This window comes from Bacillus sp. AFS077874 (assembly GCF_002566505.1).
GTDB lineage: Bacteria > Bacillota > Bacilli > Bacillales > Bacillaceae_G > Gottfriedia.
Map to the genome: position 1 here is coordinate 134,898 of NZ_NUYF01000009.1, position 20,599 is coordinate 155,496.

Annotated in this window: 21 protein-coding genes and 1 other annotated feature; of the genes, 18 read left to right on the forward strand and 3 right to left on the reverse strand. The window is 32.7% G+C overall.

The window, feature by feature from the left end; translation table 11 throughout:
* Positions 1 to 32: 32 nt before the first annotated feature.
* Positions 33 to 971: a malate dehydrogenase gene (gene mdh, locus COJ46_RS11030; RefSeq protein ID WP_097979087.1), complete on the forward strand. Its 939-nt coding sequence runs from the start codon at positions 33 to 35 to the stop codon at positions 969 to 971.
* Between the two features lie 59 nt (positions 972 to 1,030).
* Here the strand turns inward: mdh and COJ46_RS11035 are convergent, their stop codons facing one another.
* A complete protein-coding gene (locus COJ46_RS11035; RefSeq protein WP_098565917.1) occupies positions 1,031 to 1,495 on the reverse strand; it encodes a phage tail protein in 465 nt (154 codons plus the stop codon).
* A 338-nt stretch (positions 1,496 to 1,833) separates the two neighbouring features.
* Here COJ46_RS11035 and COJ46_RS11040 point away from each other — a divergent pair, with 338 nt between their 5' ends.
* The 17 genes from COJ46_RS11040 (at position 1,834) to rplT (ending at position 18,196) form a co-directional block, all read left to right on the forward strand.
* Positions 1,834 to 2,304, forward strand: coding sequence for a MaoC/PaaZ C-terminal domain-containing protein (locus tag COJ46_RS11040; protein WP_097979085.1), 471 nt, complete (start codon positions 1,834 to 1,836; stop codon positions 2,302 to 2,304).
* 178 nt (positions 2,305 to 2,482) lie between these two features.
* Complete coding sequence (locus COJ46_RS11045) at positions 2,483 to 3,199, forward strand: response regulator transcription factor (protein ID WP_056472254.1); 717 nt, start codon at positions 2,483 to 2,485, stop codon at positions 3,197 to 3,199.
* Complete coding sequence (gene pnpS / locus COJ46_RS11050; RefSeq protein WP_097979084.1) at positions 3,192 to 4,958, forward strand: two-component system histidine kinase PnpS; 1,767 nt, start codon at positions 3,192 to 3,194, stop codon at positions 4,956 to 4,958. The genes COJ46_RS11045 and pnpS overlap by 8 nt, the downstream gene beginning before the upstream one ends.
* A 367-nt stretch (positions 4,959 to 5,325) precedes the next feature.
* Positions 5,326 to 5,502, forward strand: a complete 177-nt coding sequence (locus tag COJ46_RS11055) for a DUF4177 domain-containing protein (protein ID WP_167555369.1) — start codon at positions 5,326 to 5,328, stop codon at positions 5,500 to 5,502.
* A 207-nt stretch (positions 5,503 to 5,709) separates the two neighbouring features.
* Positions 5,710 to 8,364 (forward strand): DNA polymerase I, encoded by a 2,655-nt coding sequence (gene polA, locus COJ46_RS11060; RefSeq protein ID WP_097979082.1) that lies wholly within the window; start codon positions 5,710 to 5,712, stop codon positions 8,362 to 8,364.
* Positions 8,365 to 8,383: 19 nt separating this feature from the next.
* Complete coding sequence (gene mutM / locus COJ46_RS11065) at positions 8,384 to 9,217, forward strand: DNA-formamidopyrimidine glycosylase (protein WP_098565918.1); 834 nt, start codon at positions 8,384 to 8,386, stop codon at positions 9,215 to 9,217.
* 58 nt (positions 9,218 to 9,275) lie between these two features.
* Positions 9,276 to 9,920 (forward strand): sporulation membrane protein YtaF, encoded by a 645-nt coding sequence (gene ytaF, locus COJ46_RS11070; RefSeq protein WP_097979080.1) that lies wholly within the window; start codon positions 9,276 to 9,278, stop codon positions 9,918 to 9,920.
* Positions 9,921 to 9,996: 76 nt separating this feature from the next.
* On the forward strand, positions 9,997 to 10,593 hold the full coding sequence (gene coaE / locus COJ46_RS11075) for a dephospho-CoA kinase (protein WP_097979079.1): 597 nt from the start codon (positions 9,997 to 9,999) through the stop codon (positions 10,591 to 10,593).
* A 92-nt stretch (positions 10,594 to 10,685) separates the two neighbouring features.
* Positions 10,686 to 11,705, forward strand: a complete 1,020-nt coding sequence (locus COJ46_RS11080) for a glyceraldehyde-3-phosphate dehydrogenase (RefSeq protein ID WP_029715263.1) — start codon at positions 10,686 to 10,688, stop codon at positions 11,703 to 11,705.
* Positions 11,706 to 12,189: 484 nt separating this feature from the next.
* Positions 12,190 to 12,576: an adenosylmethionine decarboxylase gene (gene speD / locus COJ46_RS11085; protein WP_088013420.1), complete on the forward strand. Its 387-nt coding sequence runs from the start codon at positions 12,190 to 12,192 to the stop codon at positions 12,574 to 12,576.
* Positions 12,577 to 12,902: 326 nt separating this feature from the next.
* A complete protein-coding gene (gene nrdR / locus COJ46_RS11090; protein WP_025568424.1) occupies positions 12,903 to 13,373 on the forward strand; it encodes a transcriptional regulator NrdR in 471 nt (156 codons plus the stop codon).
* Between the two features lie 36 nt (positions 13,374 to 13,409).
* Positions 13,410 to 14,840, forward strand: coding sequence for a replication initiation and membrane attachment family protein (locus tag COJ46_RS11095; protein ID WP_098565919.1), 1,431 nt, complete (start codon positions 13,410 to 13,412; stop codon positions 14,838 to 14,840).
* 14 nt (positions 14,841 to 14,854) lie between these two features.
* The gene (dnaI, locus tag COJ46_RS11100) at positions 14,855 to 15,790 is read left to right on the forward strand and encodes a primosomal protein DnaI (RefSeq protein ID WP_097979077.1); all 936 of its coding nucleotides are present in this window, start codon (positions 14,855 to 14,857) and stop codon (positions 15,788 to 15,790) included.
* Positions 15,791 to 15,901: 111 nt separating this feature from the next.
* Positions 15,902 to 16,735, forward strand: coding sequence for a sporulation protein YtxC (gene ytxC / locus COJ46_RS11105; RefSeq protein WP_097979076.1), 834 nt, complete (start codon positions 15,902 to 15,904; stop codon positions 16,733 to 16,735).
* Positions 16,736 to 16,867: 132 nt separating this feature from the next.
* Positions 16,868 to 16,995, forward strand: a sequence feature (ribosomal protein L20 leader region).
* A gap of 74 nt (positions 16,996 to 17,069) precedes the next feature.
* Entirely contained in the window at positions 17,070 to 17,573 is a 504-nt protein-coding gene (gene infC, locus COJ46_RS11110) for a translation initiation factor IF-3 (RefSeq protein WP_069034593.1), read from the forward strand.
* A 23-nt stretch (positions 17,574 to 17,596) separates the two neighbouring features.
* A complete protein-coding gene (rpmI, locus tag COJ46_RS11115; RefSeq protein ID WP_025568429.1) occupies positions 17,597 to 17,797 on the forward strand; it encodes a 50S ribosomal protein L35 in 201 nt (66 codons plus the stop codon).
* Between the two features lie 42 nt (positions 17,798 to 17,839).
* On the forward strand, positions 17,840 to 18,196 hold the full coding sequence (rplT, locus tag COJ46_RS11120; protein ID WP_025568430.1) for a 50S ribosomal protein L20: 357 nt from the start codon (positions 17,840 to 17,842) through the stop codon (positions 18,194 to 18,196).
* A 182-nt stretch (positions 18,197 to 18,378) separates the two neighbouring features.
* Here rplT and COJ46_RS11125 read toward each other — a convergent pair whose 3' ends face one another.
* On the reverse strand, positions 18,379 to 19,200 hold the full coding sequence (locus tag COJ46_RS11125; RefSeq protein WP_098565920.1) for an MBL fold metallo-hydrolase: 822 nt from the start codon (positions 19,198 to 19,200) through the stop codon (positions 18,379 to 18,381).
* A gap of 125 nt (positions 19,201 to 19,325) precedes the next feature.
* Entirely contained in the window at positions 19,326 to 20,396 is a 1,071-nt protein-coding gene (locus tag COJ46_RS11130) for a nitric oxide synthase oxygenase (protein WP_098565921.1), read from the reverse strand.
* Positions 20,397 to 20,599 lie beyond the last annotated feature (203 nt).

The following is a 20,599-nucleotide window of genomic DNA, read 5'->3' on the forward strand; positions in this document are numbered from 1 at the left end:
ATTGTGTTTGTAAACAAAAGGGAGGTATTTATATGTCAATTCGTAGACGTAAAATTTCCGTGGTAGGTGCTGGGTTTACTGGTGCTACAACAGCTTTCTTGCTTGCACAAAAGGAATTAGGGGATGTCGTAATAGTTGATATTCCACAACTAGAGAACCCTACTAAGGGCAAAGCCTTAGATATGCTTGAAGCAAGTCCAGTTCAAGGATTTGATGCTAACATTATTGGTACTAGTGATTATGCTGACACAGCAGATTCAGATGTAGTAGTCATCACAGCAGGCATCGCTCGTAAACCGGGTATGAGCCGCGATGATTTAGTATCAACTAACTCAAACATCATGAAAGCAGTTACTCGTGAAATCGTAAAATACTCTCCTAACTGTACAATCGTTGTTTTAACTAATCCGGTTGATGCAATGACTTATACAGTATACAAAGAAGCTGGTTTTCCTAAACACCGCGTTATAGGACAATCCGGAGTTCTTGACACAGCTCGTTTTAGAACGTTTGTAGCTCAAGAATTAAATTTATCCGTTAAAGATATTACTGGATTTGTTTTAGGTGGTCACGGAGACGATATGGTACCATTAGTGCGTTATTCATATGCTGGTGGAATTCCATTAGAAAAATTAATTCCAAAAGATCGTTTAGATGCTATTGTTGAACGTACTCGTAAGGGTGGCGGAGAAATCGTTAATCTACTAGGTAACGGAAGTGCTTATTATGCACCTGCTGCATCTTTAGTAGAAATGGTTGAAGCTATACTTAAGGATCAACGTCGCGTGTTACCTACAATCGCTTATTTAGAAGGCGAATATGGGTACAGCGGTATTTACTTAGGAGTTCCTACAATTATTGGCGGAAACGGTATTGAACAAATTATCGAATTAGATTTAACAGCTGAAGAAAAAACAGCGTTAGATCGTTCAGTTGCAGCTGTCAAAAACGTTATGAACGTTTTAGCTTAAAAAGAAGACCCACAAGGTAATTTCTAATTATCTTGTGGGTCTTTGATTTTTAGTTTACTTTAATATTCACCTTTAATAACAAAATACGATCCACGAATCGTTCCAGCTAGTTTCGATTTCTGCCTAGCAAACTTAAACTTCTCTACTAACTCTGCTGGAATTTCCATTCCGTCAGAAAGTTTAAAACCAACAGCACGCTTTTTAGGATCATCAACTGTATACATAACGTTGACCGAAAGTCCATCCTCATAATAGACGTAGGTAAATTTAATATTTTCCACTTGAAAACTAGAAGTTTCTAAAGGCTTAGCTGCGAATACGATATCACGTTCTTCTTTCAAAATTCGGTTAACATAATCAAGTGTCTCCTGACTTTCACTAGCAGGTACGACCGTAAACTCATGTTTGTACTTGTTCATAAAATAACGAGCTTCATTAGCGCGTAAACCAGCAAGTGCATCGACTACTGGGGAGGACTCTAAACCAACCGTAGACACATTTTTAAAATCAACTATATAGGACATGTCCATCTCTCCTTTTCACTTAATTTAAACATCTTATCTACTAAATTATACCAAAAACTTATGTTTCCGAAATGACGTTTCTCGGTATAAGTATGTACAAGTTTTTTATGCAACAAACCACATGATTTTTATACGGATTTTAAAGGGAGTACGTATAGGAGTATTTAAATTACTTATTAAGGAGAAAGATAGAATTTTATCTTCTATAAGGGGGAAAATATGAATAGACGAATAGTAAAATTTTTTATAAGTTTTTTATAAAAATTTTGCCGATTAAGAAGGAAATTTGCTGTTGTTTATCGAATTTTTAAAATATTAAGATAAACAGGGGGTTTAATATGTTAACTAAAAAAGCAAAAATCGGACGAAAACTTGAAGACATTTCAATTGGTGAAAAGTTAATTGTAACAGAACATATTGATGAAAAACATATTTACTTATACCTGGCTCTAACAGGCGATACAAACCCATTATATACTCAATACAACTATGCTTCACAAACAAAATATAATAAACCGATTGTTCCAAGTTTTATTATAAGCGGGTTAGTCTCTGCAGCAGTTACAAAACATTTACCTGGCCCAGGAAGTCATATTATTAAAAAAGAACTTCAATTCGATCAACATATATATCATAATGAAACAATTTCAATTCATTTTGAGGTAGTCGAAATTAACTCAGGTTTAAATGAAGTATGTATTAATGTAAGCGTTTTAAATAAAACGCAAACTGAAATTGCTAATGGAAAACTAACAGTAATTCCACCAACAGTAAACCAATCGAATGCTCTACTATATGAAAATTTTTAACTTAAAGAATGTCAACTGACATTCTTTTTTTGTTGTTTTACCTTTGAATGTACTTTCCATCCCTGCTTTTTACGTTTTACGTCTGGTCGAATTTTTAGTATGATTAAAAAGTAGATATAGATAAATAAAATAGGATACAAATGGATGAGGGTTTAACAATGACCTGGAGGAATATGAAATGAACAATAAAATTCTTGTAGTTGACGATGAAGAGCATATCTTAACTTTAATCAAATTTAACCTAGAACAGGCAGGCTTTCAAGTTGTTACAGCTACTGATGGGGAAGAAGGTTTACAAAAGGCTGTAGAGGAAAAACCAGAATTAATTGTTCTAGATCTAATGCTACCTAAAAAAGATGGTATGGAAGTATGTAAAGAATTAAGACTTCAAAGAAACACGACGCCTATTTTAATGGTTACAGCAAAAGATGATGAATTTGATAAAGTGTTAGGACTTGAACTTGGTGCCGATGATTACATGACAAAACCATTTAGCCCAAGAGAAGTCGTAGCTAGAGTTAAAGCGATTTTAAGAAGATCTAAAATTACTGAGACACCAGTACAATCAAACGACGACGCTGATACTTTAATAATTGCTGATTTAAAGATTCTACCTGAGTATTATGAAGCATATTTCCAAGGTGAAAAACTGGAGTTAACACCTAAGGAATTTGAGTTATTATTATATTTAACGAAAAATAAAGGTAGAGTATTGACTCGAGATCAATTATTAAGTGCCGTTTGGAATTATGATTTTGCTGGAGACACTAGAATTGTCGATGTTCATATTAGCCATTTAAGAGAAAAAATTGAACTAGATTCGAAAAAACCAGTTTATATAAAAACAATTCGTGGATTAGGATATAAATTAGAGGAACCAAGACTAAATGAGTAATCTAAATCGAAAATTGCTCTATGGATTCTCTGCAATAATAATCGTTATTCTTGTTATATTAGGAATCGTACTAGGGCAAATATTTAAATCCTTTTATCTGACAAACTATGATCAAAGAATTGAGAAAGAGACGAACTTAATTGCTTCAATAATGGAGTCGAATACCCCATTAACAAAGAATATATCTAATCAAACGTTAAAAAAGATATCTAAGGATTTAAATATCGATATAATTTTATTTGATGATCATTATAATCTAATCGCTAAATCTAGTAATGAGAATGTGGAATTGAATATATCATCAAAGAATTTAAAAGCTTATCTAGAACGACTTGATAAAGTAAATTCTGCAGCTAAATTTATCGAAAAAGATTCTGCTGCTAAATATTACGGCAAGAAAATAACAGATAAACATGGTAATAAACAATTTTTGATTGTTGATTATTCAACTAAGTCAATCAAAGAAGTTTACCGAAGTATTTCGATGTTATTATTTTCATTATTAGGTTTTGTTTTATTTGCCATCATAATTTTACTAATACGGTATTCGCATCAATTTTCAAAACCAATTGAAGATATTACACAAGTTGCAATTGAATTATCCAAAGGGAATTATAAAGCTAGAACACTAGCCGAAAGTAATGAATCGACAACAATGTTAAGTCAAGCAATGAATGTACTTGCAAAAAATCTTCAAGAAATGACTAGTCAACAAGAAATGCAGCAAGATCGATTAAACACATTGATCCATAATATTGGTAGCGGAGTTGTTTTAATTAATAGTAGAGGTCATGTAAACCTAATTAATAAAACATATCGAGAAACGTTCAAAATTGACTCGAGAAGTATACTGGGTGAGCTTTATTATGACGCATTTAAACATAAAGAAGTTATTGAAATCGTGGAAGAAATTTTTCTAAAAGAAATAAAAGTTAGAAAGCAAATCATTCTGCCGTTATCAATTGAAAGAAAACATTTTGAAATATACGGTGCACCAATTATTGGGATAAATCACGAGTGGAAAGGAATTGTACTTGTTTTCCATGACATAAGTGAATTAAAGAAATTAGAGCAAGTTCGAAAAGATTTTTTTGCAAATGTATCTCACGAGCTTAAAACGCCAATTACATCTATTAAAGGTTTTACTGAAACGCTACTTGATGGAGCAATGGAAAATGATGAGTTATGTAAAAACTTCTTATCGATTATTTTAACGGAAAGTGATCGTATGCAGACACTTATTCAAGATTTATTAGACCTTTCAAAAATTGAGCAACAAAATTTTAAATTAGATCTTGCAGAAGTATCCGCAAAACAAGTTATTGAAGATGTACAGCAAATGCTTAATCAAAAAGCAGAAGAAAAGAATATAGACTTCAAATTATACTTAAATAGTCCGTTAGTTGTATATGCTGATGCGTTAAGATTAAAACAAGTAATTATTAATTTAGTTGATAACGCAATTCATTATACTCCAGCTGGTGGTAAAGTATTTATTACTGCCTCCGAGACAAATGATCAGATTGTTTTAAGGGTCAATGACACAGGAGTTGGAATTGGAAAAGAAGATATATCTCGTATTTTCGAACGTTTTTACAGAGTAGATAAAGCAAGAAGTAGGAACTCCGGAGGGACAGGCCTAGGGCTAGCTATTGTAAAGCATCTTGTCGAAGCTCATAAAGGCAAAATCGAAGTTGAAAGTAAACTAGGCCATGGGACGTCATTCATTGTAACCTTAAATAAAAATATTTCGATGTGACATTTACATTGATTTTACATTGTATTTATTAATAATTAATAAATAATTGGTATAGTTATGATGAAAACCCCTTCATCCAAGGAGTTGTCTTAAACCGGGAGTAGTTATACTTCCGGGATTTTTTATATTCAAAAATGTTTTAATTTATCTTTAAGGTGTCCATACTAGTGGATACCTTTTTATTGCACTTTAAGATCGTATAAATTGGCAGCGAGTAATCACCAATTTTAGGAATAAAGTATAAGTGCTACTTCGCCTCTACCTAAAAGGCTTGTCAGTCGACGAGTTTTCTTTATTTGATCATATTACTTTTATAATTTTTGGGGAAATTATGAGTGTTGAGTCATACATCGGAGGGTGGATACAGATGTACGAATACGAATTTGTAAAAGTTAACACGAAATCATCAAATCGTCATTATTATGATGTAGTTGGGAACTATGCTAAAAGTGGCTGGCGCCTTCATCAAGTTGTAAACAATCAGCAAGCAATAGAAGGTTCATGTGTTGAACTAATTTTTGAGCGAGAAATCGACTTAAATTAATTACAGAGGTAGTCTTACGATTCATTCTTAAAAGTCATAATTATTCAACTTTAATCTAAAAGTGAATAAAAACTTTTAATATGCCTGAATCAAAGACGACCTCTTTTTCTTTTATGAATAGTTCGTGTTAAAATGTTAAGAGCAAGGAAATGAGGAAACGATTAATTTTGAAAAAGTAACCAAATAAAATTAATACATAAAAAGATAATGAGATTTGTAATAGGAAGGGGATCTATTTTGAAGAAGAAATTGGTTTTAATTGATGGGAATAGTATTGCCTATAGAGCTTTCTTTGCATTGCCTCTTTTGAGTAATGATAAAGGTGTACATACGAATGCAATTTATGGATTTACAATGATGTTAATGAAAATTCTTGAAGATGAAAAACCGACTCATATGCTTGTTGCATTTGATGCAGGGAAAACAACATTTAGACATAGTACATTTAAAGAATATAAAGGTGGAAGACAAAAGACTCCACCAGAGTTAAGTGAACAGTTTCCACTTGTGCGCCAGCTATTAGATACATACGGAATTGCACGTTATGAATTAGAGAATTATGAAGCGGATGATATTATTGGTACACTTGCAGGTCAAGCTTCTAAAGATGAATATGAAGTAAAGGTCATCTCAGGTGATCGAGATTTATTACAGCTAGTTGATGATCGAATTACTGTAAGTATGACTAAAAAGGGTATTACTGAAGTTGAAGAATTTACTCCTGCAGCAATTCATGAAAAGTATGAGATTACACCTGATCAAATTATTGATATGAAAGGATTAATGGGTGATAAATCTGATAATATTCCTGGTGTTCCAGGTATTGGGGAAAAGACTGCAATTAAACTTTTAAAGCAGTTTCAAACTGTAGAAGGTCTTTATGAAAATATAGAGGAAGTAAGTGGAGCGAAGCTTCTTCAAAATTTAAGTGAAAATAAAGATCAAGCCTTAATGAGTAAACAATTGGCGACAATTAATAAAAACTCACCAATTGAATTAACGGTAAATGACACAACGCTTCCAGAAGCTGATACGAATAAAGTTGCGGAATTTTTTAAATCTCTTGGATTTACATCATTGTTAGCTAAATTGGACATCAAAGAATCGATTGAAGATCTAGAAGAGATTAACTATGAAGTACTAGATTCAATAGAAGAGAAACATCTAGCGAATCATTCAAGCTTAATCGTTGAAATGATCGGAGAAAATTATCATACAGAAGAAATTCAAGGATTTGGTCTTTCTAATGAAAAAGGTCATTTCTTTATCCCGACAGCTGTTGGCTTAGAGTCGGATTTATTTAAAAAATGGCTCGAGGATGAGCGTGTTAATAAGAATGTATATGATGCAAAAGGCGCTTATGTTGCACTGAAGTGGAGAGGAATTAATTTAAATGGTGTTAATTTCGACCCGCTACTTGCTTCATATATATATGACCCTGCCCAGTCTAATAAAGAATTTGCTGATATTGTAAATGGTAAAATAGATTTTTCAATTCAAACTGCAGAAACGATTTATGGTAAGGGTGCAAAGCAATCTAAGCCATCAGATGAAGTTTTATCTGAATATATTGTTCGTAAAACAATTGCTATTAGCAAATTAAAAGATACTTTAGAAGAATTATTGCGAAAAAATAGTCAATTTGAACTACTAACAGAATTAGAATTACCTTTAACATTTATTTTAGGTGATATGGAATTTGAAGGAGTAACAGTTAGAGAAGAGACTCTTCGTACGATGGGTTCAGAACTAGCCAATACGTTAAAAGAGCTTGAAGAGGGTATTTATGAGTTAGCCGGAGAAAAATTCAATATTAATTCACCAAAGCAATTAGGTGTTATATTATTTGAAAAGTTAAATTTACCATCTGGTAAAAAAACAAAAACTGGTTATTCGACTTCTGCTGATGTACTTGAAAAATTAGAGGCCGAACATGAAATCATTCGATTAATTCTTCACTATCGCCAAGTTGGGAAATTAAATTCTACATATGTAGAAGGTTTATTAAAAGTGATAAATGAATCAGATTCCAAGGTTCATACACGATTTAATCAAGTATTAGCACAAACTGGTCGCTTAAGCTCAATTGATCCTAACTTGCAAAACATTCCTATTCGTTTAGAAGAAGGTAGAAAAATTAGAAAAGCTTTTGTCGCATCTAAAAAAGACTGGCTGATCTTTGCTGCCGATTATTCTCAAATTGAATTAAGGGTATTAGCTCATATAGCACTAGACGATAATTTAATGGATGCATTTAAAAATGACTTTGATGTTCATACAAAGACTGCAATGGATGTTTTCCATGTTAGTGCTGATGAGGTAACAAGTAATATGAGAAGACAAGCAAAAGCTGTTAACTTTGGGATTGTATACGGAATTAGTGATTATGGATTATCACAAGGATTAGGTATTACAAGAAAAGAAGCGTCTATATTTATTGAAAAGTACTTTGCTAGTTTTCCAAAAGTAAAAGATTATATGTCAGATATTGTTCAAAAGGCAAAACTAGATGGATTTGTAAGTACAATCTTAAATAGACGTCGTTATATTCCTGAAATTTCAAGCTCAAACTTTAATGTTCGTGGATTTGCTGAAAGAACAGCGATGAATACCCCAATTCAAGGTAGTGCTGCAGATATTATTAAAAAGGCTATGATTTTATTAGATGAGCGTCTTAAAGCAGAAAAACTTCAGGCAAAATTAATTTTACAAGTACATGATGAATTAATATTAGAAGCTCCAAAAGAAGAATTAGCAATTTTAGAAAAAATCGTACCAGAAGTAATGGAACATGCAGTCGAGCTAGTAGTGCCATTAAAGGTTGATTATAATTTTGGAGATTCTTGGTTTGAAGCAAAATAAATAGATAGGATGACTTTGTATGCCTGAATTACCAGAAGTTGAAACGGTCAGACGAACTTTACTTGATTTAATCGTTGGGAAAACAATCTCAACAGTAATCGTTTCATGGGGAAAAATAATAAAGAAACCGAATGAAGTAGATGAGTTTCAGATTTTACTAAAAGGTCAAACAGTAGAAAATATAAATCGTCGAGGTAAGTTTCTACTATTTCAATTAAGTGATTTTACACTTGTTTCACATTTAAGAATGGAAGGGAAATTTCGCGTGTTCCCAGCGGAAGAACCTGTAGCACCTCATACTCATGTTCGATTCCTATTCGAAGATGGAACAGAACTTAGGTATCAAGATGTTCGTAAATTTGGCACAATGCATTTATTTATTAAAGGTGAGGAGAATGAAGGACCACCACTTGCTAAATTAGGTCCAGAGCCATTTTCCGATGAATTTACTGTTGATTATTTAAGAAAAAAGCTTAAAAATACAAACCGAAAAATTAAAGTCGTTTTATTAGATCAGGAATTAGTAGTCGGTTTAGGTAATATTTATGTTGATGAGGTTTTATTCAGGGCTAAGATTCATCCGGAAACACCTGCATCATCATTAAAGTCTAAACAAATAAAAATACTTGCCGAATCCATTACAGCAACTTTACAAGAGGCTGTGGATTTAGGTGGAAGCACAATTCGTTCTTATGTAAATTCACAAGGTCAAATAGGAACTTTTCAAGATATCATTAAAGTATATGGCAGAAAGGGTTTAGAGTGTCATAATTGCGGCCAACCAATAGAAAAAATAAAAGTTGGCGGCAGAGGTACTTCTTTTTGCCCGGTCTGTCAGCCTAAAAAAAATTAACATAAGGTTCCTTTCTTTCATACTATATCAAGAGTACGAAAGAGAGGGGCCTATTTTTATGGTAAATATGCTATCATTAATACTACTAGCATGCGCACTAAGCTTAGATAGTTGCAGTGTTGGGTTTACTTATGGACTTCGAAAAGTAAAAATTCCTTTAAAATCAATCATTACAATTGCAGCTTGTTCAGGGATCATATTAATGACATCCATGGGGATTGGGCATGCAATTACAGACTTTTTTTCACCGATAATAGCAAAAAGAATCGGAGGATTTGTACTTGTATGTATAGGATTATGGGTACTTTTTCAATTTTACCGATCAAATAAAGGATCAAATATAGAAGAAAAGAATGAGATAGAAGATAAAGGGATTGACTGGGAATTTGAAATTCTAGGTGTTGTCGTAAAAATTTTAAAGAAGCCTACAACTGCAGACATAGATCGTTCAGGTAGTATTAATGGATTGGAAGCGATGTTACTTGGGTTTGCACTTTCACTCGATGCCTTTGGGGCTGGTATAGGTGCATCGTTACTTGGATTTTCTCCGCTATTGACGGCAATCGTAACATCTACTGCAAGTGCTTTATTCTTATTATTTGGTATGAAATTAGGAAATGTGTTATCGAAAACATTGTGGCTTCAAAAGTTAACCTTTTTACCAGGTGTTTTTTTAATATTAATTGGATTAATGAAGATGTAATAAAAATAATGAAAGAGTGTATCCGAATGGATTTATTCCATTTGGTCCTCTTTATCTAGTGTAAGGAGAATAAAAGATGGGTAAAATTTTTGGACTAACTGGTAGCATTGCAAGTGGAAAAAGTACAGTTTCCAATTTCTTAAAGGAATTAAATGTTCCAATTGTTGATGCAGACGTAATTGCAAAAGAAGTGGTTGAAATTGGACAACCTGCATATAAAAAAATTGTTGAGGCTTTCGGGAGTGAGGTTCTTTTAAATTCTGGTGAAATTAATCGACCATTTCTCGGAAGTATTATTTTTAATAATAAAGAAAAGCGCTTACAACTTAATGAAATAGTACATCCAGAAGTAAGACGTGAAATGAAAGAACAAGCTGATCGATACATAAAAGAAGGTGAACCACTTGTTATTTTAGATATCCCTCTTTTATATGAGGGTAACTCAATTGAATTAGTGGAAAAAGTAATTGTAGTGACAGTGTCGGAAGAAAATCAACTAAAGCGTTTGATGAATCGTAATGGTTTATCGAAAGAGGATGCCCTTTTACGTATTGCGTCTCAAATACCAGTTAAAGAAAAAGCAGCACGAGCTGACTATGTAATAGATAACAATGGTGACTTTGAGGATACAAAAAGACAGGTTAAAGACCTATTAAATAAAATTATTTCGTAAAATAATGTAAATAGTTTAACCAAAATCCAACTTATGTGTTATACTAATTGCAGGGAGATAATAAACAGTATAACTTAATTGGGGGTTTACTTATGGTAAATGTAGCAATAAATGGATTTGGTCGAATTGGACGCATGGTTTTCCGTCAAGCAATTAAAAATGGAGATTATAATATCGTTGCAATTAATGCAAGTTATCCTTCTGAAACTTTAGCGCACTTAATTAAATATGATACAGTTCATGGCAAGTTTGATGGTGAAGTAATTGCAAATGCAGATCATTTAATCGTTGATGGTAAGCGTGTGGAATTAATTAGTGAAAGAAATCCTGAGTTACTTCCATGGAACGAGCTTAATGTTGATATAGTTATTGAAGCAACAGGAAAATTTAATGATGCTGAAAAAGCAAAAATGCACATTACTGCTGGAGCTCAAAAAGTAATTTTAACAGCACCTGGTAAAAATGAAGATATCACAGTAGTAATTGGCGTAAATGATGATAAATTAGACCTAGAAAATCATCACATTATTTCAAACGCATCTTGTACAACTAACTGTTTAGCGCCAGTTGTAAAAGTATTAGATGAGCAATTTGGAATTGTTAATGGATTAATGACAACTGTTCACTCATTTACAAATGATCAAAAAAATATTGATAATCCACATAAAGATTTACGTCGTGCACGTGCTTGCAGTCAATCAATTATTCCAACAACTACAGGTGCAGCAAAAGCATTATCTAAAGTACTTCCACATTTAAATGGTAAGTTACATGGTATGGCTTTACGTGTTCCTACTCCAAACGTATCACTTGTTGACTTAGTTGTTGACTTAAAGAGAGAAGTAACTGTTGAAGAAATTAATGAAGTATTTGAAACAGCTTCTAAAGGTTCAATGCACGGAATTATCGAATATTGTAACGAGCCATTAGTATCAATTGATTTTAATACAAATACACACTCTGCAATTATCGATTCTCTTTCTACAATGGTAATCGATGGTACAAAAGTTAAAGTATTAGCTTGGTATGATAATGAGTGGGGCTACTCAAGACGCGTAGTTGACTTGGTGTCAATCGTTGCATCTAAAATAAAAAAGCTTGAAACTGTTTAATTAAAATATTGTACTTATAAAAAATTGTAAACGAATACAAAAGGCTAACTAGTTTATCTGGTTAGTCTTTTTGAAGTTGTATAACACATTAATGAGAAATGTGAATTTATGACTATACTGAGATGTAATACGTGACTTAATATCTAATAAAGAAGAACGTTGATTTCCATTACAAAAGTCTCACTATACAATACCAGATAGCGATCTATCCCCTAAAAAGCATGTACGCTCTTTTTCCTTGTTATACATGCATTTATCGCACTTATAGACTTATTTTCTTCACAATTAATTCAGTAAATAACAAAAAAATAAAATTTATCTTGCAATTCAAATTTAAAAAAAGTATACTAACTTTCGTGAACTTCTAAAAGTATAACTAATTACTTAAAGGGTTAGGACCTCTTTGGACTAACTTTCCCCCGTGGTAGTTGATCATACTTTCGCAATAGAAGTCATGACAAATTATTTTAAGGGGGAAATGAATATGGATACTATGGGTCGTCACGTCATTTCAGAATTATGGGGTTGTAATACAGAAAAATTAAATGATATGAAATTTATTGAGGAAACTTTTGTTGATGCTGCGTTACGCTCTGGTGCAGAAGTTCGTGAAGTTGCTTTTCACAAGTTCGCTCCTCATGGCGTTAGTGGTGTCGTAATCATTTCAGAATCACACTTAACTATTCACAGTTTTCCTGAGCATGGTTATGCAAGTATCGATGTTTACACTTGCGGTGATAGAATTGATCCGAATGTAGCTGCAAACTTTATCGCTGAAGCTTTAGAAGCTGATACTCGCGAAAACGTTGAGTTACCAAGAGGAATGGGTCCCATTCAAGTTGATAATGTAAAAGTTGTAAATGGTAACTAAAAAGAATTGAGAGAGGTGATTTTTCATCTCTCTTTTTTGTTTTTGCTAAATTACCATACCCGAAAAATAGATTAGCTTAATGCTTCTTCAAGGTTAGCGGATTAGATTGTCTAAACAATCTAGCTTTGAATAGCCTTCTGGAGAATGAACTAGCTTTACATAGTGAAAAATATTTCCATTAACATAAAATAATGAAATTTCATTGGTCATGAAAAATAGGCTTTGTGACTTTTAAGAAATAAACTTTAGTTTATTTTGAATTTGTTATAGTATAGAGTTATAATAATACGTTTAAACAATTAAGTGTTTGGAGTTGAACTATAACGATGAGATGTCCAACGTGTAACTTTAATGGGACAAGAGTACTTGATAGTAGACCAGTTGATGAAGGTCGTTCAATTAGAAGAAGACGTGAATGTGAAGAATGTCAGCATCGTTTTACAACTTTTGAGCGAGTTGAAGATAATCCTATTTTAGTTGTAAAAAAAGAGGGAGCTCGTGAGGAATTTAGTAAAGATAAGATGTTAAGGGGACTGATCAAAGCGTGTGAAAAACGCCCTGTCTCTTTATCTCAGCTAGAAGATATTATTCATAGCATTGAAAAAGAACTGAAAAATAGTGGCACATCAGAAGTTCCGAGTGAAGTTCTAGGTGAAATGGTCATGGAGCATTTATCTAAAGTAGATGAAGTTGCATACGTACGATTTGCGTCAGTTTATCGTCAATTTAAAGATATTAATGTATTCATTGATGAATTAAAAGATTTAATTAACAAAGAGCGAGGTAAAGACGAATAATACTTCGCTCTTTTGATACAAGAAAGGAATGTTTGAATGTCTATTGATAAGCAACACTGGATGGATGTTCTACCTGCGGATCCTTATACTGTAATGGCAGCTGGGTATTTACATAATTTTCATAGGCAAGTATTGACGATGTTGTATCAACCAATAATTGGTAGTCAAGCTTTAAGTTTATATATGACGCTTTGGAGTGAATGTGAACAAACGGACCTTAATCCTAATACGTTAACACATCATTCTTTAATGCTTGGAATGAAAAGTAATTTAAAATCAATTTATGAACAAAGATTAATCCTTGAAGGAATCGGCTTACTTAAAGTTTATGAAGGATTTGAAAATAGTACAAAAAAGCTTCTATATGAGCTTCAATCTCCGTTAGATCCTCATTCTTTTTTCGAAGACCCTATCCTAAATATCTTTCTGTTTAAAACAATTGGAAAAACACAATATCAACGAACTAAAACCTTTTTTAGTAGACAGGCATTTTCGAAAGAAGGGTTTCGTGAGATTTCACGTTCATTTGATTCGGTATTCCAAGCAATAACAGTTGAGCAATTAAATGAAATTCAGCAAAGTAATGATCTTTCTACGTCAAATGATCGTAGAATTTTACAAGACAATCAGCCAATTAAAATATCTGTCAAAATGGAAGAGTTTGACTATGCGTTATTTTTGGATGGAATTTCTGATTCCTTTGTTCCAAAAAGAGCATTTACTACAGAAGTAAAGGAAACGATTTTAAAACTTGCATTTTTATATGGAATAAATCCAATTCAAATGAAAACGATTGTTATGCGCTCATTAAATGAAGATAATAAAATCAATATTGAGACGCTTCGACTTGAAGCAAGAGACTGGTATCAATTCCAACATCATGAAGCTCTGCCTACGATTGTGGAAAAGGTTCAACCCATTCAGCATAGACAAATGGGCAATGAGCAACCATCAACCCAAGAAGAAAAATTAATTCATTGCTTCGAAACAATTTCTCCTCGCAGGTATCTTAAGGAGATATCGGGTGGAGCTGAACCAAGTGAAGCTGATTTGAAAATTATTGAAGAGATTATGATTGATCAAAAGCTTCTACCTGGAGTCGCAAATGTGTTAATTGACTATGTCATGATTCGTTTAGATAAAAAGCTTTCTAGAAATTACGTAATTAAGATAGCAAGTCATTGGGCGAGAAAAGGTGTAACAACCGTTAAACAGGCTATGGATCTTGCCCGTAAAGAGTTTGAAGAAACTAAACAGAGTGCAACTGCTGCTAAAACTCGCTCAAGTAATAGACGAAATAAATCAATTCGAACTGAGATTGTACCTGACTGGCTTCAATCGAGTGAGTCGAATGATTCACAGACTGCACCGGCAACAATCAATAACCAAAATGATTCTTCGATAGATGAAGAACGAAAACGATTAGAAAAAGAACTAGAAATGTTTAAAAATAAAAAGAAACGTTAAATGGGAGGACGCTAATGGAACCTATTCAAAACGCATTTAGTGCATTAATGAAAAATAAACAATTCCAGGACACATTTCAAAAAATGCGACAAGAAGTCCGTAGTCACCCAAAAATAATTTCATTTTTAGCTGAGCATAAAAATGAAATTACGGATCAAATGATTGATAGTAGCCTAGTTAAGCTATATGAGTATATTGGACAAAGTGTAAATTGTGAAGATTGCCCATCTTTTAATGAGTGTAAAAATATGGTGCATGGTTATCATCCTCATTTGATTATTCAAGGAAAACGAATTGATGTTCAATATGATCGTTGTCCAAATGGTGTGAAAAACGATAAACGCAAAAAACATGAGTCATTGATAAAATGCATGTACTTACCAAAGGATGTTCTTCAAGCTTCTATGTCAAACTTGTCTTTAGAAGACCCTGGACGTTTTGAAGCAATTTCTGCTGCTAGACAGTTTATTATGAATTATGAAAAAGGAAAAATGGCTCAAGGTTTATATTTACATGGTCCGTTTGGGGTTGGAAAAACGTTTATTCTTGGTGCTATAGCAAATGAACTAGCAGAGGAAGAAATAACTTCAATGCTCGTATATTTACCTGAATTTTTACGAGAACTAAAAAGCTCTATTAGTGATGGCACATTAGAGGAAAAAATTGAAGCTGTAAAAAAAGTGGAAGTTCTTATGTTAGATGATATTGGTGCAGAGCAAATGTCTAGTTGGGCAAGAGATGAAATATTAGGTACAATTCTGCAATACCGCATGCTAGAAAAATTGCCTACCTTCTTTACATCTAATGCTGATTTAAATCAATTAGAGCATCACTTAACATATTCTCAACGTGGAGAAGAAGAAAGGGTTAAAGCAGCACGTATTGTAGATCGTGTTAAGTTTTTAGCCAAACCAGTTAAAATTTCTGGTTCAAATTTAAGACATTCATAAAAAAATCAAAAAATGGCGTAAAATCACAAATTACTAAGTGATTTTGCGTCATTTTTTAATTATTTCTTTAATATATATAGGACTAGGTGGTGCTAGAAAGGGGGGAACAGGGTGATTGAAATTTTTTTCAATGAACCCATTGACGCAGCTTATGTCTACGAACGATTACAAAAACGCTTAAAAAAGCAATCGAGACCATACATTTTAAGAAGACACAAAATCAATACAATTTTAATCACATTTCCTCAAAACACTGAAGATTTAATAAAAAGTATTTTAGTTCCGACACTAGTACAATTTATTTTACTTCAAAAAGAAGATAAGTGGATTCAATCCATTTTACATACATCTTTTTTCTATGAGGAAGACGAGCAAAGTCAAATCATACCGATCGCACAATCATTATTAAGAGGAACTAGAAGAAGCATACCAAACCAGAAAAAAATTAGACGAAGTAAGAATTTAGTTTCATATGCACTTTCTGAGTACTTAAAAGATGGAGTAAATTTTAGCTTCGATTCTTTTATTACATTTCGTTTGAAGGAATATTATAAGCAGTTAGCTTATGTTTGTGAAATTGCAATAGATGAGTACAAATTAGAAAACGAATACCAGAATCTTATTGAGAATCTAAGACAGCAGGTACTTAAAACGGATGCGCTTATTCCTCAAGTGCATATAGTGTTTGACGGAAAATTTAGCGTATATGATCATCTATTTTTACCACTTACTAAAGATGTACTAAAAGAATATGGAAAACAAGTGGAAAATAGAGAGTATATTGATAACGAATTAATTTTGCCCTTAACGGCAATTGCACCTAAAAGAATTCATTTATACACTTCATCAGTCGATATTTCATTAATCATTACACTTCAAAATATCTTTCAAGAACGAGTCCTAATACATACATTACAAGAGTTTTCACAGGAAAAATTGAAATGAAATTTTATAATTTAAAAAAGCATTGTCATAAATAAGTTTCTTTGATATAATAAATTTCGTTGCGAACAAAGCATACGAATATTGACAACATCATGTCGCTATGTTATAGTAACGAAAGAAAAGAATACTTATTTGTTGAAGAAGAAGCACCCGCTTCTCACCTGGATGACGCTACAAGGCTGTTATCAGGTAACAGAATCATTAATTACTTTGATACTGTCAGTGTGGGTGTATTTATATACCCACACTTTTTTGTTGGGTTATGATTGCTTCAACGATACAAATTAAGATCATTCTTACAATACCTTGGAGGTGTTTTACTATTAGCAAAGACATGATGGTAAACGATGGAATTCGTGCTCGTGAAGTTCGATTAATTGGTCCTAACGGAGATCAACTTGGAATCAAGACAAAACAAGAGGCTCTTGAGTTAGCTTCGAATGTTAATCTTGATCTAGTGATGGTAGCACCAACGGCAAAACCACCTGTATGTCGAATTATGGACTACGGAAAATTCCGTTTCGAGCAACAAAAGAAAGACAAAGAGAGCCGTAAAAACCAAAAAATTATTAGCATGAAAGAAGTTCGTTTAAGTCCTACAATTGATGAACATGACTTTAACACAAAGCTTCGTAATGCAATTAAGTTCTTAGAAAAAGGCGATAAAGTTAAAGCGTCTATTCGATTCAAAGGACGCGCTATTACGCATAAGGAAATTGGACAACGAGTACTTGATCGTTTCTCAACTGCTTGTGCAGAAGTTGCAACTGTTGAGTCACATCCAAAAATGGACGGTCGTAGTATGTTCTTAGTCTTAGCACCTAAAAACGAAAAGTAATTTATTTGAGGAGGAAACACGATATGCCTAAAATGAAAACTCACCGTGGTTCAGCAAAACGTTTTAAAAAGACTGGATCAGGTAAATTAAAACGTGGTCGTGCATACACAAGCCACTTATTCGCTAACAAATCTACAAAAGCAAAACGTAAATTACGTAAAGCTTCATTAGTAAGCAAAGGCGATTTCAAACGTATCCGCTTTATGCTTACAAACATGAAATAAGAACGATAAACGTATTAGATAGATATCTAGGAGGGAAACAATATGCCAAGAGTTAAAGGCGGTACAGTTACACGCGCTCGTCGTAAAAAGGTTATTAAATTAGCAAAAGGTTATTACGGTTCTAAACATACATTATTCAAAGTTGCAAACCAACAAGTTATGAAATCATTAATGTATGCTTACCGTGACCGTCGTCAAAAGAAACGTGATTTCCGTAAATTATGGATCACTCGTATTAACGCGGCTGCTCGTATGAACGGACTTTCTTACAGCCGTTTAATGCACGGATTAAAATTAGCAGGTATCGAAGTTAACCGTAAAATGTTAGCTGACCTAGCTGTTGCTGACGAAAAAGCATTTGCTGAATTAGCAAACGCTGCAAAAGCTAACTTAAAATAATTCGTTTAAAAAATCCTTAACATTTGTTAAGGATTTTTTTTCACTTTAAAGTATAAATTGGCAACGAGGAAGTTAATTCGACGTGGTATCCAATTTTAGGAATAAAGTATAAGTGCAACTAAACCTCTGTCTTCGCCTTAAGGCTTGCCAATCGGCAAGTTTTCTTTATTTGAATAGATTTCTTAAACGAAACTAAATTCTTTTTTCATGTTATTAACGTTTGATTCATGACAATATTTTGTGAAACCAGAAGGAAATGAAAACTCTTTTTCTAATGAATTTATTTCTGCCTCATTATTATTCTGTATAGCTTTTTGAAGTCTTTTTAAGTAACTTCTACCTAGCTCAATTCGAGTAGCAATCTCTTCTTTATTTGATGAAACTTGACCGTGGCCTGGAACTAACAATGATAATTCAAACTTATTAATTAGTTCTTCTGCCTTATCTAAAGTATTGTAATAGCTTTTTACACTATCAAATACAATCGGAAGTTCAAAATCAGATAAATAATCACCTGTAACCCATATTCCTAAATTTTCAATATAAAGAAATAATCCATCTTTCGTATGTCCAGGAGAATGATAAAATTTTAATGTTGTCTGTCCAATTTTTATTTCCTGCCCATCTTCACTAATAACTAAATCAATTTTTGGAAATTGTATTGGCCAGGCATGATTAATATAATTATCATTGTAAAATTGACGGATTTTTGAAAGTTTAATATCTTTTTCAGGATGGTTATGTAAATTTTCACTACCAATAGTCTTAGCGTTAGGAAATGCATAATAACCTATAATGTGATCAAAATCTCCATGTGTAAAGTATAAATAAATTGGTCGTTCATTTTTTATTGATTCAACAAATTCCTTTATCTCATTTATTTCATGAGGTAACCAAGTTGGATCCACAATAATAATACAATCGTCGGTTGCTACAACTGTTGAGTTTGTTTGAAATAATGCACTTTGAAATACTGTAAGATTGTCAGTTTGAAATAAAATCATTGAATTACTCCTTTATTTAATTTTTAGAAAATTATGCCGTTGCTTAATATTGTACCAAATAATAGAAAAAACCTTAATGAAATAACTACAAATGTGTCAGTTCATTAAGGTTATAACTAGAATGATTATCTTGGAAAGAAATTTGGCTTAATGATTGTATCATCGTATCGTTTATGAAATACATGAGTTGTAGCAGGCGACATAGGAGGAATTAACCACTTCCAATTACCTGTTAACCTACGGCAACATGATTCTTCCTGTTTTTCAAATTGAAGAAATTGCTGTGCAGCAGAATGATGATCAACAATACTAACACCATTTTTTTTATATGAATATAAAACGGCAATATTTAATTCAACTAGTGCACGATCTTTCCAAAGTGTACTGTTTCTTTTTGTATCTTGACCGATAATTTTTGCTACTTTAGGCAACAGATTAAAACGAAATTCATCAGCAAAATTTCGAGCACCGATTTCAGTTCCCATATACCATCCATTAAATGGAGCAGCGCTATAAGATATACCACCAATCTCTAGAGTCATATCTGATATCATCGGGACAGCATACCATTTAGTATTTAAAGGAGAAAAATCATATTCAGGATGTTCGATCGGTACTTCGAGTACGATTTCATTTGGGATCGTAAAATAGTTTGGTTCATGATTGTCTAATGAATAAACAATAGGCAAAATATCGAAGTTAGTACAATTCCCTTTCCAACCAAGACTCTCACATTCCTTTGTAAACTCGATCGATTTTGGGTCTCCAATTATTCCATTTTCAGTATCGTAGCCAGCATATCGGATCAGCTGGTGATTATGGATTTTAAGAGAATTAATTGTTCCTAGTTTTGGTTTGAAAATTGTAATTGTAGGCAGAATCTTACCTGAATTTGTAGCATAGCTTATATGATGCAATATTTCGTGCTCTATACTTTTATCATCGTTAATATGGCGAGCATCTAAAACATGAAGCTTATCCCAAAATAGTCTACCGATACAACGGTTACTATTGCGCCACGCCATTTTCGCACCGTGCTCTAATTCCTCATAAGTATGAGTGTAAAAACCAGTATCTCGTATTTCAGCTTCGATACTTTTTAATCGTTTTTCTATTTGATCGGATTTATCGAGTTCCTTATAGCATTGTGATATAAAGGAAAATGCTTCTTTATATAAAGCGGAAGTTGTTATCATATTAATCTCCAGATGGTTAATTTAAAAAACTAGTAATAATTTATAAGCTTTATTATTATACCCCACAAATAATTTAGAGAAAATTAATATAAAATTTATATGTTTTAATACCAAGGGCTGAAGAACTATCTAAAAATTTTGTCAAAAGGAATCCCAAATTGTATAATGTTATATGTACATAATCTTAATTAAAAAAAGGATGG

What these genes read in the sequence shown, in the direction of transcription:
- speD (WP_088013420.1), top strand. Translation starts at nt 12,190, where the DNA reads ATGGATACTATGGGTCGTCACGTCATTTCAGAATTATGGGGTTGTAAT.
- nrdR (WP_025568424.1), top strand. Translation starts at nt 12,903, where the DNA reads ATGAGATGTCCAACGTGTAACTTTAATGGGACAAGAGTACTTGATAGT.
- pnpS (WP_097979084.1), top strand. Translation starts at nt 3,192, where the DNA reads ATGAGTAATCTAAATCGAAAATTGCTCTATGGATTCTCTGCAATAATA.
- mutM (WP_098565918.1), top strand. Translation starts at nt 8,384, where the DNA reads ATGCCTGAATTACCAGAAGTTGAAACGGTCAGACGAACTTTACTTGAT.
- COJ46_RS11130 (WP_098565921.1), bottom strand. Translation starts at nt 20,396, where the DNA reads ATGATAACAACTTCCGCTTTATATAAAGAAGCATTTTCCTTTATATCA.
- mdh (WP_097979087.1), top strand. Translation starts at nt 33, where the DNA reads ATGTCAATTCGTAGACGTAAAATTTCCGTGGTAGGTGCTGGGTTTACT.
- COJ46_RS11095 (WP_098565919.1), top strand. Translation starts at nt 13,410, where the DNA reads ATGTCTATTGATAAGCAACACTGGATGGATGTTCTACCTGCGGATCCT.
- infC (WP_069034593.1), top strand. Translation starts at nt 17,070, where the DNA reads ATGATGGTAAACGATGGAATTCGTGCTCGTGAAGTTCGATTAATTGGT.
- COJ46_RS11055 (WP_167555369.1), top strand. Translation starts at nt 5,326, where the DNA reads ATGTACGAATACGAATTTGTAAAAGTTAACACGAAATCATCAAATCGT.
- polA (WP_097979082.1), top strand. Translation starts at nt 5,710, where the DNA reads ATGAGATTTGTAATAGGAAGGGGATCTATTTTGAAGAAGAAATTGGTT.
- COJ46_RS11125 (WP_098565920.1), bottom strand. Translation starts at nt 19,200, where the DNA reads ATGATTTTATTTCAAACTGACAATCTTACAGTATTTCAAAGTGCATTA.
- COJ46_RS11080 (WP_029715263.1), top strand. Translation starts at nt 10,686, where the DNA reads ATGGTAAATGTAGCAATAAATGGATTTGGTCGAATTGGACGCATGGTT.
- rplT (WP_025568430.1), top strand. Translation starts at nt 17,840, where the DNA reads ATGCCAAGAGTTAAAGGCGGTACAGTTACACGCGCTCGTCGTAAAAAG.
- rpmI (WP_025568429.1), top strand. Translation starts at nt 17,597, where the DNA reads ATGCCTAAAATGAAAACTCACCGTGGTTCAGCAAAACGTTTTAAAAAG.
- coaE (WP_097979079.1), top strand. Translation starts at nt 9,997, where the DNA reads ATGGGTAAAATTTTTGGACTAACTGGTAGCATTGCAAGTGGAAAAAGT.
- ytaF (WP_097979080.1), top strand. Translation starts at nt 9,276, where the DNA reads ATGGTAAATATGCTATCATTAATACTACTAGCATGCGCACTAAGCTTA.
- COJ46_RS11045 (WP_056472254.1), top strand. Translation starts at nt 2,483, where the DNA reads ATGAACAATAAAATTCTTGTAGTTGACGATGAAGAGCATATCTTAACT.
- COJ46_RS11035 (WP_098565917.1), bottom strand. Translation starts at nt 1,495, where the DNA reads ATGTCCTATATAGTTGATTTTAAAAATGTGTCTACGGTTGGTTTAGAG.
- COJ46_RS11040 (WP_097979085.1), top strand. Translation starts at nt 1,834, where the DNA reads ATGTTAACTAAAAAAGCAAAAATCGGACGAAAACTTGAAGACATTTCA.
- dnaI (WP_097979077.1), top strand. Translation starts at nt 14,855, where the DNA reads ATGGAACCTATTCAAAACGCATTTAGTGCATTAATGAAAAATAAACAA.